Raw genomic sequence first — 18,202 nt, 5'->3', positions numbered from 1 at the left:
CACCGCCATGCCGGCCAGCCTGCGTGTCCTGTCGATGCTCCTGCTGGCCGGCCTGGCCCGCCCCGGGCTGGCGCTGACCGACGACGACGTCACGGTTGCCTACAAGGACGGCAGCTATACCGCCAGCCTGCGCGTCCGCACCCCAGCCCCGCCGGCCATCGTCCTCGCCGTCCTCACCGACTTCGACCACATGGCGGAATTCATGCCGGGGCTGGAATCGAGCCGCATCGTCGCCAACCAGGGCAACAGCTATCAGGTCGCCCAGCGCGGCAAGGTCAAGTTCGGGCCGTTTTCGATGTCCTACGAAAGCATGCGGCAAATCGAGGTAGTAGACGGCCAGCGCATCCTGTCGCGTTCCCTGGCCGGATCGGCCCGCCGCATGCAGAGCGAAATGCGCATCCAGCCGCTGGAGCACGGCACCCGCATCGAATATCACATCGAAATCGAACCGGAAAGCTGGATTCCCAGCTCGCTGGGCACCAATTTTATGCAGCACGAACTGGCCGAGCAGTTCAACGCACTGACCAAGGAAATGTTTCGGCGCCACTAAGAACGCCGATGCTCAGCCTTTGACGCACACCACCTGTTTCAGGGTGTGCAGGACTTCCGTCAGGTCGCGCTGGTTGTCCATCACCGCGTCGATATCCTTGTAGGCGCCGGGTATCTCGTCGATGACGCCCTTGTCCTTGCGGCAGACGACGCCGGCGGTCTGCCGGCGCAGGTCGGCTTCGGTGAAGGAGCGTGCCGCCGCATTGCGGCTCATCCGGCGGCCGGCACCGTGGGCGCTCGAATCGAAGCTTTCGACATTGCCCTTGCCGCGCACCACGTAGCTGCGCGCACCCATGCTGCCCGGAATGATGCCCAGATCGCCGGCCCGCGCCCGGATCGCCCCCTTGCGGGTGACCCACACGTCGGCGCCGTAGTGATGCTCCCGCGCCACGTAGTTGTGGTGGCAATTGACCACCTCGCTGGTCACCGTGAAATCGGGCAGATGGCGTTTGAGGCCGGCCAGCACGAGGTCCATCATGCATTCCCGGTTGGCGTAGGCATACTCCTGCGCCCAATGCACAGCTGCGACGTAATCGTCGAAATGCGCGCTGCCTTCCCGAAAATAGGCCAGGTCGCGGTCCGGCAACTGCACCTGCAGGCGCTCCATGTCGGTACGGGCCAATTCGATGAAATAGCTGGCCAGCGCATTGCCGATACCGCGACTGCCGGAATGCAGCATGACCCACACCTGGTTCGCCTCGTCGAGACAGACCTCGATGAAATGGTTGCCGCCGCCCAGGGTGCCGAGCTGATTGACCCATTTCGAGAACTTGCCGAACCGCTTCAGCAATTGTGGATGGCTGTGCGTCATTGCCTTCAGGCGCGCCTCGAATGGCCTTGCCGCCATCGTCAGTGCCCGGTCGTCTTCATGCTGCGCCTTGCCCACCGGCACGTCGCGGCTGATCTGTTCGAACACTTTCTTCAGCGATTTTTCGTCCAGTTGCCCGGCCCCGATCGACAGCCGGCAAGCCACCATGCCGCAGCCGATATCGACGCCGACCGCCGCCGGCACGATGGCCTGGTGCGTGGCGATCACCGAACCAATAGTCGCCCCGATGCCGAGATGGACATCCGGCATCGCCGCCACGTGATGATGGATGAACGGCAGGCTGGCGATATTGGCCAACTGCTGGCGCGACGCCTCGTCGACGTCCGCGGTCCAGATTTTGACCGGAACACCGGAGGTTTTCAGGGTTTGGGAAACGGGCACGATGCAGGCAACAGACGAACAGGCGCACAGGTTAGCAAATCCGCTCCCCGGGCAATACAAACACTTACCGGGCCTTAACCCGGATTAACGCCGGCGGCCGCCAGAATCACCCGGTCTCCACTACCCGCCGCCACCATGAAACACGGAATCCTCTCGCTCGTTTTTGTCCCCCTGCTTCTCGCCGCCTGCGCCTCCGGTCCCGATGCCCGGGGCGGCCCGGGCGGCGGGCGTGGCGGCGACATGGACGGCCCAGCGGCCGGCATGGGCGGACGTGGCGCCGATACCGTCGTGGCGCAAACCCATAACCATCTGCAACTTACCGCCGAAGCCCTGAAACTCACGCCCGGGCAGACCGTCCTGTGGGATGCCTACGTCGAAAAAATCAGTGCCCTCATGGCCGACCAGATGAAACTGCAGGCCTATCACCGCAAGCAGACTGCCATGCAGCAGATCGCCGAGACGGTCGACACAGTCCGCAACCGCCTGACCGCAATGGAGGAAATCCAGGAAACAGCGAGCAAGCTCTACGGCGCACTCGACGAAAGCCAGCAGAAAACCGCCGATCAGACGCTGCCCGGCACCGTGCCGGCACTTTATTCCGCTCTAGGCGGTGCGGGTGGTGGCGAACGCAGCAACCCCTGTCGCGAAGGGCCGGGGGGTGGCGGCATGAAAGGCCCAAGTGGCGGTATGGGCGGCGGATTTGGTCGCATGTAGCAAGCTTCCTTTCGCCCTTTTCTGTCATTCTCTAAAGAGACAAATCGACAACCCGTACTGGGGTGATGCAATCATCCTGTCGACCGCCACCGCAAAGAAGCCCGAAGCAAAGTGCTAGGCCGCCCCTAGTATTTAGCGCATGCCAAAATACGACAGGACCGCAATAACGATCACCACCAAGCCGACGATGTAAACGATATTGTTCATCGAAAATCCCTTTCCAAGAGTTGAGATTCCATATGCGGTACAGGGAATTCCCCACGCGTCTTTGTTTTACTCTTCCCCAATCGGCGCCTCTGTGTGGCAGCGCACATAGCAATCGATAGTTCGCTCCGATTGCGCCCGGACTGAACCGCAACGCCCAAAATCCGATCAAAGCCACTTGATATAGCTTTGGCGCCGTCCAGGACCACTATGTGGCCCTTGCCGATCCAAACGGGGATTGGCAAACGCTTTTCGGATCAGATGCGCCATAACCAAGGATCGGCATGTCGGACAGAGCGAAATCAGGAGCCACGCTCGATTGGTGGGGCAGGTTCAATAACGCAGCGAAGAAACTTTGGAGCCGCCTTTTCGACTGGTTCGCAGCCCAATCCCGGCTCACTCGCCTAGCAGTAGTTGCAATATGCCTCGCCATCGTCGCGAGTGGTATCTATTCCATTTACCTGGTTCGCAAGCAGGCCGCGATCCGTCTTGAAATCTCGGCAATGGCGGCGGCGGGGAAAGCCGGCGATGTGGTTGGTCCGCTAAACGACAAGCTCCCCGTCGTGTTTGGGGTTGGCTCCATCCTGCCATTTCTTGAAACCCACACGATCGACCGCATCACCATTGTCTACGAACCGGTGATGTGGAACGTATCGGAGCGAATTGCGCTGGTGGAGTCTGCGGGCAAGCAATATGCCTTTTACCCCAGTGATCTGGAGACGCGGATTTTCACCGATAAAGCGGCCTCCGCTCCTTGGGGCAGCAAGCTGCTGTTTATTCCGCGGGGCGATTTGAGTCCGACGAATCTGGAGTTATTCGAACGCCTCGACCTCCACTTTGCCAACGCGCGTCCGCAAATGGAAAAGGACGGCTGGAAAGCCAGTATCAGCGGGATTTTGTCCGGCACGCTGACCATAGGACTGCTGACCTTTCTTTACTTCCAATTCAAGGAACAATTCAAGTCATTGAAATTCATCGAGGCTTCGCAGATACAAGGCTCGATCGATGATCTTGTGGGCATGGACGACATCAAGGCCGAGGTCTTTCAGATCATGGACCAGTACGAGCGTCGCACCGAATATGCCGACTATGGGATCGACAAGCCCTTCAACGTCATGTTCAGCGGCCCGGCCGGAACTGGGAAAACCAAGCTGGCCAGCTACCTGGCCAAGGAGTTGAAGCTTCCCATCCTGTTCCACTCCGCCGCCAATCTGGAAACCGGCTTCGTTGCCGGTGGGGCCAACACACTCGGCCGTATCGTGGCGATGGCTCGCCGACGTAAAAAATGCATCATTTTTCTGGATGAGGCGCAGGATCTGTTCATGAAGCGTGGCGGCCGACGCAAGTTCGACGACGACACCGCCAACACGCTGTTGTCCGTCCTGGACGGCGTGCGCAGTCTGAACGACACGGAAATCATCTGGATCGTGGCGAGCAATTTCAATAGCGAAACGATGCAGATGGACGAAGCGATGTTGCGTCGCTTCCAGATGAAGGTGGATTTCCGTCACCCCAACAGGGAGGAACGCCTGGCGATCATTACGCATTATCTGGATGGGCGTGCCGACAAGGTGCTGCCAGACCTGGATCTACGTCACCTGGTGGCAGTGACCGAAGGGAGAAGCCCGGCCGATCTAGAGACGATCATCAACCAGGCCGGCATACTCGCGGTGAAGGCCGGCGGCATGATCGATGAAAACACCTTGATGCAAGCGGCGGAACGTGTTCTGGTGGGGAACGTGAACGCCGATACGACCATGGAAAGGGAACGCGATCGCCGCATCATTGCGGTGCACGAATGGGGGCATTTTCTTGTTGATCTGGCTTATGAGCGAAAACGAACAAACGACGACTGGGAACAGATCCTTGCCGATATGAAGACGATCAAGATTTCCCTGAAGGCCAATCCGCGCAACAACGCTTTGGGGTTTGTCTTCCACAAGCAAGGCAATAACCTACTGAAGAGCAAAGGCGACATCGAGCACGACATCCGCGTGCTGTTGGGCGGGATGGCCAATGAAGAGTTGTTCTTCGGTGAGGAAGGGGTGACCAATGGTGCGCACAACGACATTTCGCGAGTTACCAAGCTTCTTCACCACGCCGTGGCGGAAGTCGGCATGTATCGCAACACGCGCCTGAACTTCGGGTCGCTTTCGCGAGACGGCCGTGGAGACAATCGCGATCTGGATGAGGAAACCCGGACGATCATGGAGACGCAAAGTGAGCGTCTGTATGCTGAAACCATGAATATCCTTAGCGGCCAAAAAGCCCTCAGCGCATACCTCGTTGATAGATTGCTGGAAGACAGCGAGATGGGCCTGGCTGAGGCGCTGGCCGAAATACGTCGATTCGAGGACGGTTCATTGGCGGTGCAGGCCCATTGAATTGAACAATCGTCCTAAACAAGGCTAGCGTTATCTTCACCCCGCTTGCGGTGCGGGCCATTTTTGAGTACCTATAGTCGTCTGGGGACTATCCGGTTCAGCCGAAAGCTGGTGAAAAAAACCGCCGAAACACGGTTTTTTGTTAATCGTTCGATGCCCGACATTTGGCAAGGCTGCCCCTTCTGGCACTTCGCCTTCACCCCTCGCCCTGCCCGGCCGCCCCGCAAGCGTGGCAGAAGCGCGCAAAAGCGCTCTTGCGCTCATTGCACTTGCCGCAGCGATCAAACAGACAGATGCCGCAATGCGGACAGTAGTCGATGGCCGCATTGGCCAGATCGACCGGCCGTTCGCAACCGGGGCAGACCTTCTTGGCCAGGCGGGCCAGCGCGGTGTCGTAGCTGAGTTCCTTGCGCCGCTCGACGTCGGGCATGGCCTCGGCCTGTTTCTGCTTTTCCAGGTAGCGGTTCAGGGCGATGATGGCGTAGCGGCCGACCAGCACCGTGATGACGATGCCGACCACGTAGCGCACATAGCCGCCGTAGCTCGGCAGGTAGGGCACCAGCTCAACGAAGAAGGCGAACAGCGCGAAGTAGATGAAACCCCAGACGAAGGGCCACCAGGTGCTGTGGCGCTTCTTGGCGAACAGCCAGCCGGCTGCGCCGAGCAGCGGCAGGGTGAGCAGCAGGCGGTAGCCGAATACGCGCAGTTCCTGGTGGCGCAGTTCGACATTCAATTTTTCCGAGGCGTCCTTTTCCAGTTCGTGCAGGTCCCGCTGCGCCCTCGCCTCGGCTTGGCGGGCGTCGAGGAGGTGTTGCTGCTGGCGCTCGACATCGGCCAGCGCCTTGCGCTCGAGTATCTTCAATTCCTCCAGCGCCTGAGTCCGTTCAATCAGTTCGCGGTCCTGTTCCGGACGCTGGGTAGCATGGCGGGTGGACAGCCAGCTGTTGAAGGTGTCGCGCGCCGCCCCTGAATTGGCGCGGGCAGCATTGACCTTCAGCTGGGCCTGGTCGTGGGCGTCCTGCGCCACCTGCCGTTTCTCCTGCAGCGCGCGCAGTTCGGTGCGCAGCTTTTCGGCGGCCGGCTTGTCGATGAAATCGTCCAGTTCGTAGCGGTGTTCGACCTTGGGCAGGTTGGCGACGACCGTTCCGCCCAGCCCGATCAGGAAGCTGGCAAAGACAAAAGCGACCAGCCACAGCCCGAAACGGAACCACTTCTCCGACAAACGCAGTGCCTTGCTCATGCCTTCGCTCCTCCCGAAACCAGTTTGCGCGCCGCGCCAAATGCCTGCATGCCGAGCAGTGCCAGCACGCCGCCAACGATGCCGGCTACGGCATCGAGCACCATCCCGGCCACGCCACTCAATGCCCCGGCCATGGCGGCGCCGTGCTCGATGGCGTGATGCAGCGGCGGAATACCGTGCACCAGGATGCTGCCGCCGACCAGAAACATTGCCGCCGTACCGAGCACGGTGAGCAGGCGCATCAGTTTCGGGGCGGCGAGCAGCAGGCCCTTGCCGACAACCTTGGCCGCCCCTGAGCCTTTCTGCAGCAGCCAGGCGCCCACGTCGTCCATCTTCACGATGCCGGCGACGATGCCATAGACGCCGACCGTCATGATCACGCCGATGCCGGCCAGAACAGCGACCTGCGACGCAAAGGGCTGCCCGGCCACGGTGCCCAGCGCAATGACGATGATTTCGGCCGACAGCACGAAGTCCGTACGGATGGCCCCCTTGATCTTGTCCGCCTCGAAGGCGGCCAGATCGACGCTTTCATCGGCCACCGCCGCCAGTTCCTCGGCGTGGTGCGCCGCATCTTCCTCGGCGCTGTGCAGCCATTTGTGCGCCAGCTTTTCGACGCCCTCCAGGCATAGGTAGAGGCCGCCGAGCATGAGCAGGGGCATTACCGCCCACGGGATGAAGGCGCTGATGGCCAGCGCAGTGGGAACCAGGATCAGCTTGTTCTTCAGCGAGCCGACCGCCACCGCCCACACCACCGGCAGCTCGCGTTCGGCTGCCACGCCGGCCACCTGCTGGGCATTGAGGGCAAGGTCGTCGCCGAGCACGCCGGCCGTCTTTTGTGCCGCCACCTTGGTCAGCACCGCGACGTCATCGAGGATCGTCGCTATATCGTCAATCAGGACAAGCAGGCTGGCGCCGGCCATTGGGAACTCCGTTCTCAATCAGGGCGGCGCCACCGCGGCGCGCGCAAGTTCAGTGGGAAACAGCCGGGATATCGATGGAAAACTCGCGCAACCATGTGGCGCGGCGGTCGAAGGGCGAGCGCCGCTCTACCTCGACCAGACCCTCGCGGGTCATGAACGGCGGCGGCTCGATGCCGGTGCGGGAACGCCGGTCCCTGCCGCGTTCGCGATAGGGAGCAGGCTGGTGTTTGGTTTCTTCATTCATGGCGGACTCCTTTGCCTGAATGGGAATTATGCCATGGTGCTGGACCATGGCCGTATGCCGCTGCTCAGATGTCGGTAAAGAGGCTGGCTTCGGGCAGGCGCGACTTGGGCAGCTTGGCGTTGAAGTCCTCGTCACTGCCGTAGCCGAGGGCGACCATCACGACGCTGCGCAACCCCTGCTCGCGCAGGCCTAGCGCGGTGTCAACGGCCTGCACGTCAATGCCTTCCATCGGGCAGGCATCGACCCCCAGCGCGCCGGCGGCCAGCAGCAGGTTACCGAGGGCGATGTAGATCTGGCGATCGACCCACTCGTCCAGATCGTGCTTGTCGTGGTGACTCTTGACGTAGAAGGAGCGCGAATTGCTCTGCATGGTCTTGCCCTCCGCCGTCGGGAAGCGACCGTCCTGCTCCTCCTGGGCGAGAACGGCGGCCAAATGGGCGTCGTCGAGGTCGGTCCGGGCGCACAGGATGACGGCGTGCGAGCACTTGGCGACCTTGGCGGCGTTGTAGGCGTAGTTGCCGGCCAGCGTGGCGGCGATCTTTGCCTTGCCTTCGTCGCTGCCAGCCACGACGAAGTGCCAGGGCTGCGAATTGACCGAGGCCGGAGCGAAACGCAGCACGGTGCGCAGGTCGGCCATCACGGCGTCGGGTATCTTGCGGGCGGGGTCGAAGGCCTTGCAGGTGCGGCGGGTGGTGGCGATCTGGGCAACGTTCATCGGGTGTTTCCTTGGCTGAATGGGCGATAGAGGATTACGGCGGGGGCCGCTGGCAGGTAGAATCGCGGTCTGCGCCGCGCCTGCGCTTGACCGCAATTATCACCCAAGATTCCGAACAGCATGTCCGACTACTCCGCCTCTTCCATCCGCGTCCTCAAGGATCTCGAACCCGTCAAGGAACGCCCCGGGATGTACACCCGGACGACCTGCCCGACCCACATCGTGCAGGAAGTCATCGACAACGCGGCCGACGAGGCGCTGGCCGGCTTCGCCAAGAAGATTTCCGTTGCCATCCGCGCCGACGGCACTATCGAGGTGAGCGACAACGGCCGCGGCATCCCGGTCGAAATCCACCCGGAAGAAGGCAAGCCGGCGGTCGAGTTGGTTTTCTGCAAGCTGCACGCCGGCGGCAAGTTCAACAAGAAGGAATCGGGCAACGCCTACCGCTTCTCGGGCGGCCTGCACGGCGTCGGCGTGTCGGTGACCAATGCGCTGTCCACCCGGCTGGAAGTCGAGATCAAGCGCGGCGGCGGCGTGCACAAGATCGCCTTCGGCGACGGTTTCGTCACCGAGCCGCTGGCCCGCATCGGCGATGTCGGCCCGCGCACCACCGGCACGACGGTGCGCATCTCGCCCGACGCCAAGTATTTCGATTCGCCCAAGGTCAACCTCGGCCAGCTCGAGCACCTGCTGCGCTCCAAAGCCGTGCTGATGCCCAATGTCACGGTCGAGCTGGAAATCGACGGGCAGGAAAAGAAGACCTGGTGCTACCAGAACGGCATGGCCGACTACCTCAGTGAAATGATGGTCGGCTCGCCAGTGGCGCCGATTTTCGTCGGCGAGAAATACGTCGAAGTCGAAAACGGGTTCTCGGTCGGCGAAGGCGCCACCTGGGCGCTGGCCTGGTTCGAGGAAGGCGGCGGCAAGCCGGAAAGCTACGTCAACCTGATCCCGACGCTGGACGGTGGCACCCATGAAGCCGGCCTGAAATCCGGCGTCTTCGAGGCGGTGAAAGCTTTCGCCGAGCACCACGCCATCCTGCCGGCCAAGGTCAAACTGGCGCAGGAAGACGTATGCGGCAAGATGACCTACTTGCTGTCGGCCAAGGTGCTCGACCCGCAATTCCAGGGCCAGACCAAGGAAAAACTGACCAGCCGCGACGCCTACAAGTTGGTTGCCCAGATGGTGCGCGATCCCTTCGAGCTGTGGCTGAACAGCCATGCCGACTTCGGCAAGAAAATCGCCGAACTGGCGGTCAAGGCGGCGCAGAACCGCATGAAATCGACGCAGAAGGTCGAGAAGAAGAAGTCGTCGGGCATCGCCACCCTGCCCGGCAAGCTGACCGATTGCGAATCGGACGACATCAGCCGCAACGAACTGTTCCTGGTCGAGGGCGACTCGGCCGGCGGTTCGGCCAAGCAGGGCCGCGACAAGGAAACCCAGGCCGTGCTGCCTTTGCGCGGCAAGGTGCTGAACACCTGGGAAGTCGATCGCGACCAACTGTTCAAGAACAACGAAGTCCATGACATCTCGGTCGCCGTCGGCGTCGATCCGCACGGCATCGACCAGATCGACACGGTGGACGTCTCCGGCCTGCGCTACGGCCGCGTCATCGTCATGTCCGACGCCGACGTGGACGGCTCGCACATCCAGGTGCTGCTGTTCACGCTATTCCTCAAGCACTTCCCGGCCCTGGTCGAGCGCGGCCACATCCACGTCGCCCAGCCGCCGCTGTTCCGTGTCGATGTCGAAGCGCGCGGCCATACGCGCAAGGTCTATTGCCTGGACGAAGCCGAAAAGGAGCAGACCCTGCACAAGCTGCGCGAGGAAGGCGTCAACGAGAACAAGATTTCCGTTTCCCGCTTCAAGGGCCTCGGCGAGATGAATCCTGACCAGCTGTGGGAAACCACGCTGTGTCCTGACACCCGCCGCCTTGTGCCCTTCCAGGCCGACCGCGACACCATCACCCGCATGCACAAGACCTTCACGCTGCTCATGGGCAAGGGCGAAGCCTCCGGCCGCAGGGCATGGATGGAAAAGGACGGCGGCATGGTCGAGGCCGACGTCTGAGCAGAAACAGCTTGCAACACTTTCAGCCCATACGGAAATAGCTGAATTACATGTTTGCGCTTTAATGATCTCAGCGCGGAATATCCCGCCATCACGATCAAGGAGTCGAACATGTCGCAGAACAAAAAAATGAGTATCGTTGCCGCTCTGGTGCTTGGCGTCAGCGCCGCTGCCCTCTCCGCTCCCAGCTTCGCCCACCGGGGCGACTGCATGGGCGACGGCCCGATGGCCGGCAAACAGGCCGACGGCCGTTTCGGCGAGCGCATGAAGCAGCACCAGCAGCGCCTGCACGACGCACTGAAGCTCACGCCGCAGCAGGAAGGCGCGTGGACCAAGTTCCAGGAATCCCATGCCTTTGCCGGTAATGCCAACCGTCCCGATCCGGCCGAAATGGCCAAGCTGACGGCACCGGAGCGCGCCGACCGGATGCTCGAACGGCAAAAGCAGCACCAGGAAGCCATGAACAAGCACGTGGCGGCGATGAAGGACTTCTACGCCCAGCTGACGCCGGAACAGAAGAAGGTCTACGACGAACAGACGATGATGGGCATGGGCAAGCGCGGCCAGCGTGGCGGCATGCGCGGTCCCGGCCCGCAAGGCGCCGGCAACCCGCCGCCGGCCAACTGACAAGAAACTGCTCCCAAAGCCAAAGGCCGGTGGAATTCCCACCGGCCTTTTTTCATGGGCGCCAACGCTGTTCCTGCTACGAATCGTTACGGACCGCGGAACCACGCAACGCTAGAATCGCGTACCTCCATTTCATGCTTGGCGCATCGTGTTTATTTCCGCCCTCCGTAACCCCCTGTCGATTGTCATCCTAATTTCCGGCGTGCTCAGCCTGCCCGGCTGCGCCAGCTTCGGCAGCAAACCGCCGGAAACCCCTGCCGTTACCATCCAGAAGCCGAAGATCGGCCTCGCCCTCGGCGGCGGTGCGGCGCGCGGTTTCGCTCATATCGGGGTGATCAAGATGCTCGAATCGCACGGTATCTACCCGGATTACGTGGTCGGCACCAGCGCCGGCGCCGTTGTCGGTTCGCTCTACGCGGCCGGCTACGACGCTTACGCCATGCAAAAAATTGCCCAGCAACTGGATGAAAAGATCTTCGCCGACTGGACGCTGGGCGGACGCGGCCTGCTCAAGGGCGAGGCACTGCAGGAATTCATCAACCAGCACCTCAACAAGCGGCCGATCGAACGCCTGAACCGCCCCTTCGCCACGGTCGCCACCGACCTCAACAGCGGCGAGCGCATCGTTTTCCGCACCGGCGACACTGGCATGGCGGTGCGCGCCTCGGCGGCCGTCCCCGGCGTCTTCCAGCCGGCGCAGTTCCGCGGCCACAGCTATGTCGATGGCGGGCTGAGCAGCCCGGTGCCGGTCCAGGCCGCGCGCGACATGGGTGCCGATATCGTCATCGCCGTCGATATTTCATCCAAGCCGGAAGGCCAGCCGATCGACAGCATGACCGCCATCATGTGGCAGACGACGACCATCATGGGCGGCGCCATCGCCGCCAACGAACTGAAGGGAGCCGACGTCGTGATCCGGCCGAAGCTGCCTTACGTCAAATCCTGGGACTTCACCGCCCGCAACGATGCCATGCTCGAAGGCGAGCGCGCCGCCCAGGCTGCGCTGCCGGCCATCAAGCAGAAACTGCCGCACTGACCCGTCGGCAATTCCAAAGCGTCACAAATTTCTGACAAAATTCAGCCTTTAGACCCAACAGCGGATTCACCATGACCTACAAAGTCTTTGTCGATGGCCAGGAAGGCACCACCGGCCTGCAGATCAACGAATACCTCGCCCAGCGCAGCGATGTCGAAGTCCTCAAGATCGATGCCGACAAGCGCAAGGATCTGGCCGAGCGCAAGCGCCTGATCAATGCTTCCGACGTGACTTTCCTGTGCCTGCCGGACGAGGCGGCCAAGGAATCGGTTTCGCTGGTCGACAACCCGAACACCTGCGTCATCGACGCCTCGACCGCGCACCGGGTCAATCCGGCATGGACCTTCGGCCTGCCGGAACTGGCCAAGGACCAGCGCGCCAAGATCAAGGCGTCGAAGCGCATCGCCAACCCGGGCTGCCACGCCACCGCCTTCATCCTCGCCCTGCGCCCGCTGGTCGAAGCCGGGCTGCTGCCGGCCGCCACGCAGATCGCCGCCAATTCCATCACCGGCTATTCCGGCGGCGGCAAGTCGATGATTGCCGATTACCAGAAGGCCAGCGAAAGCCCGACCCAACTCAAGGCGCCGCGTCCCTACGCGCTGGCCCTGGCCCACAAGCACCTGCCGGAAATGCAGGCCTACACCGGCCTGAGCGTGGCGCCGATCTTCCAGCCCATCGTCGGCCCCTTCTACAAGGGTCTGGCCGTCACCGCCTACTTGCAGCCGCAGCAGTTCTCCCGCAAGGCAAGCACGGCCGACGTGCAGAAGATCATCGCCGACTACTACGCCGGCGAGCGCTTCATCAACGTCCTGCCGGTCGATCTGGCCGCTACCACCGAAGGCGGTTTCTACAACGTCGAAGCCAACAATGACACCAACCGCGTGGACATTGCCGTCTTCGGCAACGACGAGCGCATGCTGGTCGTCGCCCGCCTGGACAACCTCGGCAAGGGTGCCTCCGGCGCCGCCGTGCAGGCCATGAACGTGCATCTGGGTGTCGAAGAAAGCCTCGGCCTGGTCTGAATCGACGGGGTGTGAATGCAAAAAGGGCGGCCGATTGGCCGCCCTTTGCATTTCCGCTATCCCTTACCGGCTATTGCGCAGTCCGTCGGCGTAATCCCGGACGTATTGCAGGCTGGTCTGATCCAGAACCTGGGCAATGCGTTCGCTGCTGGTCGCCACATTCTGCGCGGATTTATCCTCGCGGCGACCGCCCTTGCCCAGGTCGCTGATCGCGCCGTCGAAGAATATCCACTGGTTGCGCGCCAGGCCGATGGCCTCGCGGCTGGCCGACGAGTTTTTGCGGGCGGCGTCGAGTTCCTGCAGGCCGCCGGCAAATTCCTTGCGGGCCTGCTCGATGTCGACCAGCACACCCTGCGTCCGGTTGCCGGCATAAGCCTGCAGGTAGAGGCGGGCCAGGCGCTGCGACAGCATGTTGAGGCGCGTGGACAGGTCGAGCAGACGGCCGACCGGCGTTTCGCTCTCGCCTTCGATCTGCATCGCCAGCTTGCCGGCATGTACCATCAGTTCGTCGGCGATCTGGTTGACCCGCTCGCTGGCCGCGGCATCCGGAGTTTTCTTCAGAGCCACGCGCATTTCCTGCCATAGCGCTTCACTGCGCGCCTGGTTGCGCTGGATGTTCGCTTTTTTGGCATAGCGCGCCAAGCGGCCGAATTCGGCGTCAACCTCGACTATGGTTGCATCGATTTGCTGTCTGGCGGCGCCAGATTTGAGCCCCATCCCGGCCTGCACATAGAGCTTGGCCAGGCGCTGCGATTGCATGCGCAGACGGCCCGCGCTGGCAATGTCCTGGGCGACCTGTCCGGCATCGCCACCCTTGGCGAGGGCAGCAGGCTGGGCAAGCGCGTGAACGGATGGCCCCATCATCGCCAAAGACGAAGACAGCAGAATGAAGATGGCAAAACGGGAAAGACCGGATCGATACATCGTGAACGCGATAAAGGATAGAAGGGACGCATTGGACCATCCCAATGTTTCACGGCTTTGACATGCCCCCCGCATCCCCTATCATTCGCTCATCCGCCACCGCATCAACAGGAACACTCGGTGACCCCGACCTTCCGTAACACTTTCCTTCGCCTCTGCCTCATAGCCGCCGCTGGCCTCTCGTGTACGGGAGCCAGTGCGCAGTCCGTACTGCTCGACCATCGCACCGCCACCTACGGCAATCCGTGGCACGGCAGCAAGACCGGTCCCAGCGCCCACATGCTCAACAACAAGACGCTGGTCACCTTCAACAGCCTGCCGGCGCAGGGAGATTTCGAGATTCTCGGCCGCATCGAAGTCTATTCGCGCTGGTTCGGCAGCACCCGCAAGGCGCTGGCCATGCTCGGCGAAAAGGCCCGCAGTCTGGGCGCCAATGCCGTTGTCGAGGCTAGCGTCTGGCAGGCGCCAGCCTTCCCGGCCGCCGTAGCACCGCACGGCACCGGCATCGCCGTCCACATCAAGGATCTGCAACCACTCGAAAAGCTGGCTGATTCGTCCAGCACCTGGGAATGAACATGGCTTACGTCATCGGACACATCACCGTCAAGGACGCCACCAAATGGGCCGAGTATCGTGCCCGGGTGCCGGCCACCCTGGCCCCCTGGCAGGCCGAACTGGTCTTTCGCGGCGAACGGCTCGCCGTGCTCGGCGGCGAACACCGGCATAGCGATACCGTTGTCATCCGCTTTCCGAACGAGGCGGCGGTCGACGGATGGTACAACTCGGGGGCCTACCAGGCGCTGATTCCGCTGCGCATGGAAGCGGCCGACCTGGATCTGGTCAGTTTTTCGGAAACCTGAGACGGACCTCGGCCCGTCATGCGCTGATGGCATGATGTCCGAACTGCGCCAACCCACGTGAGCCAAGACGATGCCGAACCCGACCGAATCCCGCCCGATCAGCCTCGCCCTGCAAGGCGGCGGCGCGCATGGCGCCTTCACCTGGGGCGTGCTCGATGCCCTGCTCGAAGACCCGCGCTTCACGTTCGAAGGGGTCAGCGGCACCAGCGCCGGGGCGATGAACGCCCTCTGCCTGGCGCACGGCCTGATGACCGGCGGCCGTGAAGGCGCCCGCGAAACCCTGCGCGCCTTCTGGAGCGGTATCGCCGACCTCGCGCCGCTGCCCACCCCAAGCGGCTCCCCCGGCGCCATCTCGCCAGCACTGAAGATGATGTTGCAATGGACCAATTACCTGAGCCCGGAGCAGATCAATCCCTTCGACCTGAATCCGCTGCGCGACCTGCTCGCAGCCCGCTTCGACTTCGAACGCCTGCGCCGTGACTGCCCGGTCAAGCTGTTCATCGCCACCACCCATGCCAATTCCGGCAAGCTGCGCATGTTCGGCAACCACGAACTGTCGGCCGAGGTTTTTCTCGCCTCCGCCTGCCTGCCGACCATCCACCGCACCATCGTGATCGACGGCGAGCCGTACTGGGACGGCGGCTACAGCGCCAACCCGGCCGTCTTTCCGCTGTTCTACGACTGCCGCACCCCGGACATCCTGCTCGTCCTGCTCACCCCGCTGCGCTACGCCGAAACGCCGGAAACGGCCGAGGACATCCGCACCCGCTTGCGCGAACTGTCCTTCAACTCGACCTTCCTGCGGGAAATGCGCATGTTCGCCCACTTGCACGAGCACATCGCCACGCCGACCCAGCCCGCCTGGCTGCTCGACAAGTTGCCCATCGCCCGCTTCGAGCGCCGACTGGCCGGCCTGCGCTTCCACGCCATCAGCGCCGAACACGTCCTCGGCGAAATGCCCTCGGACAGCAAGCTCTCGGTCAGCCACGCCTTCTTCGAAGACCTGTTCGCCATCGGCCGCGCCCACGCCCGGCGCTGGCTGGAACGCCACGGAACGGAAGTAGGCCGCAAGCCCAGCCTCGACCTGGCCAGCCTCTTTTATTGACCGTCGGCGGGCCGGAGACGGGTAAACTCCCGCCTCATGACCCTCGCCACACCCCGCATCCTCAGCGTCATCCCGCCGATGACGCAGCTGAACACGCCCTACCCGGCTACCGCCTACCTGACCGGCTTCCTGCGCGAGCGCGGCTTTCATGCCGAGCAGATCGACCTTGCGCTGGCCCTCGTCCTCGACCTGCTGTCCCGGGACGGGCTGCCGCGGATCAGGGAAGCGGCCGAGGCCATCCCACCCAAAAAACGCTCGGCGACACTGAAGAGCTTCCTCAACCAGTTCGACCGTTACCTGGCTGCCGTCGGCCCGGCCATCGCCCTGCTCCAGGGACGCGACGGCTCGATTGCCCACCGCATCTGTTCGCGCGCCTTCCTGCCCGAGGGGCCGCGCTTCGCGGCGCTCGACAACTACGCCGACGATGAGGGCGGCGATCCGCTGGCCTGGGCCTTCGGCGCCCTCGGCGTGCAGGACCGGGCGCGGCACCTGGCCACGCTATTCCTCAACGACCTGGCCGACGTGCTGCGCGACGCGGTCGACACCCGCTTCGAGTTCGTCCGCTACGGCGAATCGCTGGCCCAGAGCCAGGCCAGCTTCAACCCGCTGGCCGCGGCGCTGACCGCCCCGCCGACCCTGGTCGATGCCGCGCTGGACAAGCTGACGCTGCAGGCCATTGAACACAGCCGGCCGGACATCGTGCTGCTCTCCGTGCCCTTCCCCGGCACCGTCTATGCCGCCTTCCGCATCGCGCGGACGATCAAGGCGCACCACCCGGATATCGTCACCGTGCTCGGCGGCGGCTACGTCAATACCGAGCTGCGCGAACTGGCCGAGCCGCGCGTTTTCGACCATGTCGATTACGTCACGCTCGACGACGGCGAGAAACCGCTGCTCGCCCTGATCGAACACCTCGCCGGCAAGCGCCCGCGGCTCAACCTGGTGCGCACCTTCGCCCGGGTCGATGGCAATGTCCGTTATTTCAACTGCGGCGAACTCGACGTGCCTTTCGAGGAAGTCGGCACGCCGACCTGGGACGGCCTGCCGCTCGACCGCTACCTGTCGCTGCTCGACATGCTCAACCCCATGCACCGGCTGTGGTCGGACGGCCACTGGAACAAGCTGACCGTCGCCCACGGCTGTTACTGGAAGAAATGCAGCTTCTGCGATATCAGCCTCGACTACATCGGCCGCTACGACGCAGCCAGCGCCAAGACGCTGGTCGACCGCATCGAGCGCATCGTCGAGGAGACCGGTCACACCGGCTTCCACTTCGTCGACGAGGCCGCCCCGCCCAAGGGCCTGCGCGCCATGGCCGAGGAACTGCAGCGACGCAACCTGGCCATTTCGTGGTGGGGCAATATCCGCTTCGAAAAATCCTTCACGCCGGAACTCTGCCTGCAACTGGCCGACAGCGGCTGCATCGCCGTCTCCGGCGGTCTGGAAGTCGCTTCCGACCGTCTGCTGACGCTGATGAAGAAAGGCGTCTCGGTCGACCAGGTGGCCCGCGTCACCCGCGCCTTCACCGATGCCGGCATCCTGGTCCATGCCTACCTGATGTACGGCTTCCCGACGCAGACCGTGCAGGACACGGTCGATGCGTTGGAATATGTCCGCCAGCTGTTCGCCGAAAACTGCATCCAGTCCGGCTTTTTCCACCGCTTCGCGTGCACCGTGCATTCGCCGGTCGGCCTCAATCCCGAGGAATACGGCATCAAGCTGCAACCGCTGCCGCCCGGCCAGTTCGCCAAGAACGACGTGCATTTCATCGACCCCACCGGCGTCGACCACGACCGCATCGGCAAGGCGCTGAACAAGGCGCTGTACAACTACATGCACGGCATCTGCCTCGACCAGGACGTGCGCAGCTGGTTCGACGACCGGGTGCCCAAGCCGCGCGTCGGCCGCAACTTCATCGCCAAGGCGCTCGGCGCCCATTACGGCTGACCATGCACGTCCGCGACGACACCCCGCCGAGCCCACGCGGCCAGCGCGTGGCGCTGATTTTCGCGCTGGCGGCACAACGGCTGAGCGACTACTACGAACATGGCCAGTGGCTGACTGAAGCGCAGGGTGCCACGCTGGCCGCCGACTGGCTGGCCCGCTCCAAGAACAACCTGCCGCTGGCCGAGCGCCGCCGACTGTCGGCGCTGAGCGACGAGCTGGCCCGCCGTATCGCCGGCCAACTGTCGCGGGAAGCAGGCCTGCACACGGCGCACGAAATGACCGAAGCCCTCGACCCCAACTACCATTCCGAACTGGCCGAGATCATGCTGGCCGAGTGCGAACGCCTGCTCGACGGCGCTCCGGCGAGCTGACTTCCCCAAAAACAAGGCCCGCCAAGGGCGGGCCGCAAAGGGGCGCCGAAACAAGCA

18 protein-coding genes are annotated in these 18,202 nt (G+C 63.1%); 12 read left to right on the top strand and 6 right to left on the bottom strand.

What is annotated here, in order from left to right; genetic code table 11:
* The first annotated feature begins 7 nt into the window (after positions 1-7).
* Positions 8-550: an SRPBCC family protein gene (locus LZ012_RS10695; RefSeq protein ID WP_275710579.1), complete on the top strand. Its 543-nt coding sequence runs from the start codon at positions 8-10 to the stop codon at positions 548-550.
* 12 nt (positions 551-562) lie between these two features.
* Here the strand turns inward: LZ012_RS10695 and LZ012_RS10690 are convergent, their stop codons facing one another.
* Entirely contained in the window at positions 563-1,759 is a 1,197-nt protein-coding gene (locus LZ012_RS10690) for an RtcB family protein (protein ID WP_275710577.1), read from the bottom strand.
* 135 nt (positions 1,760-1,894) lie between these two features.
* Between LZ012_RS10690 and LZ012_RS10685 the strand changes: the two genes are divergently transcribed.
* Positions 1,895-2,473: a Spy/CpxP family protein refolding chaperone gene (locus LZ012_RS10685; RefSeq protein ID WP_275710575.1), complete on the top strand. Its 579-nt coding sequence runs from the start codon at positions 1,895-1,897 to the stop codon at positions 2,471-2,473.
* Between the two features lie 488 nt (positions 2,474-2,961).
* Positions 2,962-5,061 (top strand): AAA family ATPase, encoded by a 2,100-nt coding sequence (locus LZ012_RS10680; RefSeq protein ID WP_275710573.1) that lies wholly within the window; start codon positions 2,962-2,964, stop codon positions 5,059-5,061.
* Positions 5,062-5,257: 196 nt separating this feature from the next.
* Here LZ012_RS10680 and LZ012_RS10675 read toward each other — a convergent pair whose 3' ends face one another.
* The 4 genes from LZ012_RS10675 to nfsB form a co-directional block, all read right to left on the bottom strand.
* Positions 5,258-6,301, bottom strand: a complete 1,044-nt coding sequence (locus LZ012_RS10675) for a serine endopeptidase (protein WP_275710571.1) — start codon at positions 6,299-6,301, stop codon at positions 5,258-5,260.
* Positions 6,298-7,224: a DUF808 domain-containing protein gene (locus LZ012_RS10670; protein ID WP_275710569.1), complete on the bottom strand. Its 927-nt coding sequence runs from the start codon at positions 7,222-7,224 to the stop codon at positions 6,298-6,300. The genes LZ012_RS10675 and LZ012_RS10670 overlap by 4 nt, the downstream gene beginning before the upstream one ends.
* 49 nt (positions 7,225-7,273) lie before the next feature.
* On the bottom strand, positions 7,274-7,468 hold the full coding sequence (locus LZ012_RS10665; protein ID WP_275710567.1) for a hypothetical protein: 195 nt from the start codon (positions 7,466-7,468) through the stop codon (positions 7,274-7,276).
* Between the two features lie 64 nt (positions 7,469-7,532).
* Positions 7,533-8,183: an oxygen-insensitive NAD(P)H nitroreductase gene (nfsB, locus tag LZ012_RS10660; protein WP_275710565.1), complete on the bottom strand. Its 651-nt coding sequence runs from the start codon at positions 8,181-8,183 to the stop codon at positions 7,533-7,535.
* A gap of 120 nt (positions 8,184-8,303) precedes the next feature.
* On the opposite strand from nfsB, the gene parE reads away from it, so the two are divergent.
* The 4 genes from parE (at position 8,304) to argC (ending at position 12,938) form a co-directional block, all read left to right on the top strand.
* Positions 8,304-10,253, top strand: coding sequence for a DNA topoisomerase IV subunit B (gene parE, locus LZ012_RS10655; protein WP_275710563.1), 1,950 nt, complete (start codon positions 8,304-8,306; stop codon positions 10,251-10,253).
* A gap of 111 nt (positions 10,254-10,364) precedes the next feature.
* Complete coding sequence (locus LZ012_RS10650) at positions 10,365-10,880, top strand: Spy/CpxP family protein refolding chaperone (RefSeq protein WP_275710561.1); 516 nt, start codon at positions 10,365-10,367, stop codon at positions 10,878-10,880.
* 148 nt (positions 10,881-11,028) lie between these two features.
* Complete coding sequence (locus LZ012_RS10645) at positions 11,029-11,916, top strand: patatin-like phospholipase family protein (RefSeq protein ID WP_275710558.1); 888 nt, start codon at positions 11,029-11,031, stop codon at positions 11,914-11,916.
* A 71-nt stretch (positions 11,917-11,987) separates the two neighbouring features.
* Positions 11,988-12,938: an N-acetyl-gamma-glutamyl-phosphate reductase gene (gene argC, locus LZ012_RS10640; RefSeq protein WP_275710555.1), complete on the top strand. Its 951-nt coding sequence runs from the start codon at positions 11,988-11,990 to the stop codon at positions 12,936-12,938.
* Between the two features lie 63 nt (positions 12,939-13,001).
* Here the strand turns inward: argC and LZ012_RS10635 are convergent, their stop codons facing one another.
* The gene (locus LZ012_RS10635) at positions 13,002-13,799 is read right to left on the bottom strand and encodes a type IV pili methyl-accepting chemotaxis transducer N-terminal domain-containing protein (RefSeq protein ID WP_275710553.1); all 798 of its coding nucleotides are present in this window, start codon (positions 13,797-13,799) and stop codon (positions 13,002-13,004) included.
* 183 nt (positions 13,800-13,982) lie between these two features.
* Between LZ012_RS10635 and LZ012_RS10630 the strand changes: the two genes are divergently transcribed.
* The 5 genes from LZ012_RS10630 (at position 13,983) to LZ012_RS10610 (ending at position 18,145) form a co-directional block, all read left to right on the top strand.
* A complete protein-coding gene (locus tag LZ012_RS10630) occupies positions 13,983-14,435 on the top strand; it encodes a YbjQ family protein (RefSeq protein WP_275710550.1) in 453 nt (150 codons plus the stop codon).
* Complete coding sequence (locus tag LZ012_RS10625; protein ID WP_275710548.1) at positions 14,432-14,722, top strand: DUF1330 domain-containing protein; 291 nt, start codon at positions 14,432-14,434, stop codon at positions 14,720-14,722. The genes LZ012_RS10630 and LZ012_RS10625 overlap by 4 nt, the downstream gene beginning before the upstream one ends.
* Positions 14,723-14,792: 70 nt before the next feature.
* Positions 14,793-15,827 carry a patatin-like phospholipase family protein gene (locus tag LZ012_RS10620; RefSeq protein WP_275710546.1) on the top strand — a complete coding sequence of 345 codons (1,035 nt, stop codon included), beginning with the start codon at positions 14,793-14,795 and terminating at the stop codon, positions 15,825-15,827.
* Between the two features lie 36 nt (positions 15,828-15,863).
* On the top strand, positions 15,864-17,774 hold the full coding sequence (locus tag LZ012_RS10615) for a B12-binding domain-containing radical SAM protein (RefSeq protein WP_275710544.1): 1,911 nt from the start codon (positions 15,864-15,866) through the stop codon (positions 17,772-17,774).
* 2 nt (positions 17,775-17,776) lie between these two features.
* Positions 17,777-18,145 (top strand): hypothetical protein, encoded by a 369-nt coding sequence (locus tag LZ012_RS10610; RefSeq protein WP_275710542.1) that lies wholly within the window; start codon positions 17,777-17,779, stop codon positions 18,143-18,145.
* Positions 18,146-18,202 lie beyond the last annotated feature (57 nt).

The organism is Dechloromonas hankyongensis, assembly GCF_022012295.1.
GTDB classification, from domain to species: Bacteria; Pseudomonadota; Gammaproteobacteria; order Burkholderiales; family Rhodocyclaceae; genus Azonexus; species Azonexus hankyongensis.
The sequence above is the reverse complement of the archived record's forward strand: the minus strand, read 5'-3'. Positions and strand labels throughout refer to the sequence as shown.

Excerpts from the sequence above, each read along its gene's own strand:
- LZ012_RS10635 (WP_275710553.1), bottom strand. The coding sequence starts at position 13,799 with ATGGGGCCATCCGTTCACGCGCTTGCCCAGCCTGCTGCCCTCGCCAAG.
- argC (WP_275710555.1), top strand. The coding sequence starts at position 11,988 with ATGACCTACAAAGTCTTTGTCGATGGCCAGGAAGGCACCACCGGCCTG.
- LZ012_RS10695 (WP_275710579.1), top strand. The coding sequence starts at position 8 with ATGCCGGCCAGCCTGCGTGTCCTGTCGATGCTCCTGCTGGCCGGCCTG.
- LZ012_RS10610 (WP_275710542.1), top strand. The coding sequence starts at position 17,777 with ATGCACGTCCGCGACGACACCCCGCCGAGCCCACGCGGCCAGCGCGTG.
- LZ012_RS10650 (WP_275710561.1), top strand. The coding sequence starts at position 10,365 with ATGTCGCAGAACAAAAAAATGAGTATCGTTGCCGCTCTGGTGCTTGGC.
- LZ012_RS10680 (WP_275710573.1), top strand. The coding sequence starts at position 2,962 with ATGTCGGACAGAGCGAAATCAGGAGCCACGCTCGATTGGTGGGGCAGG.
- LZ012_RS10665 (WP_275710567.1), bottom strand. The coding sequence starts at position 7,468 with ATGAATGAAGAAACCAAACACCAGCCTGCTCCCTATCGCGAACGCGGC.
- nfsB (WP_275710565.1), bottom strand. The coding sequence starts at position 8,183 with ATGAACGTTGCCCAGATCGCCACCACCCGCCGCACCTGCAAGGCCTTC.
- parE (WP_275710563.1), top strand. The coding sequence starts at position 8,304 with ATGTCCGACTACTCCGCCTCTTCCATCCGCGTCCTCAAGGATCTCGAA.
- LZ012_RS10670 (WP_275710569.1), bottom strand. The coding sequence starts at position 7,224 with ATGGCCGGCGCCAGCCTGCTTGTCCTGATTGACGATATAGCGACGATC.
- LZ012_RS10675 (WP_275710571.1), bottom strand. The coding sequence starts at position 6,301 with ATGAGCAAGGCACTGCGTTTGTCGGAGAAGTGGTTCCGTTTCGGGCTG.
- LZ012_RS10625 (WP_275710548.1), top strand. The coding sequence starts at position 14,432 with ATGAACATGGCTTACGTCATCGGACACATCACCGTCAAGGACGCCACC.
- LZ012_RS10615 (WP_275710544.1), top strand. The coding sequence starts at position 15,864 with ATGACCCTCGCCACACCCCGCATCCTCAGCGTCATCCCGCCGATGACG.
- LZ012_RS10620 (WP_275710546.1), top strand. The coding sequence starts at position 14,793 with ATGCCGAACCCGACCGAATCCCGCCCGATCAGCCTCGCCCTGCAAGGC.
- LZ012_RS10685 (WP_275710575.1), top strand. The coding sequence starts at position 1,895 with ATGAAACACGGAATCCTCTCGCTCGTTTTTGTCCCCCTGCTTCTCGCC.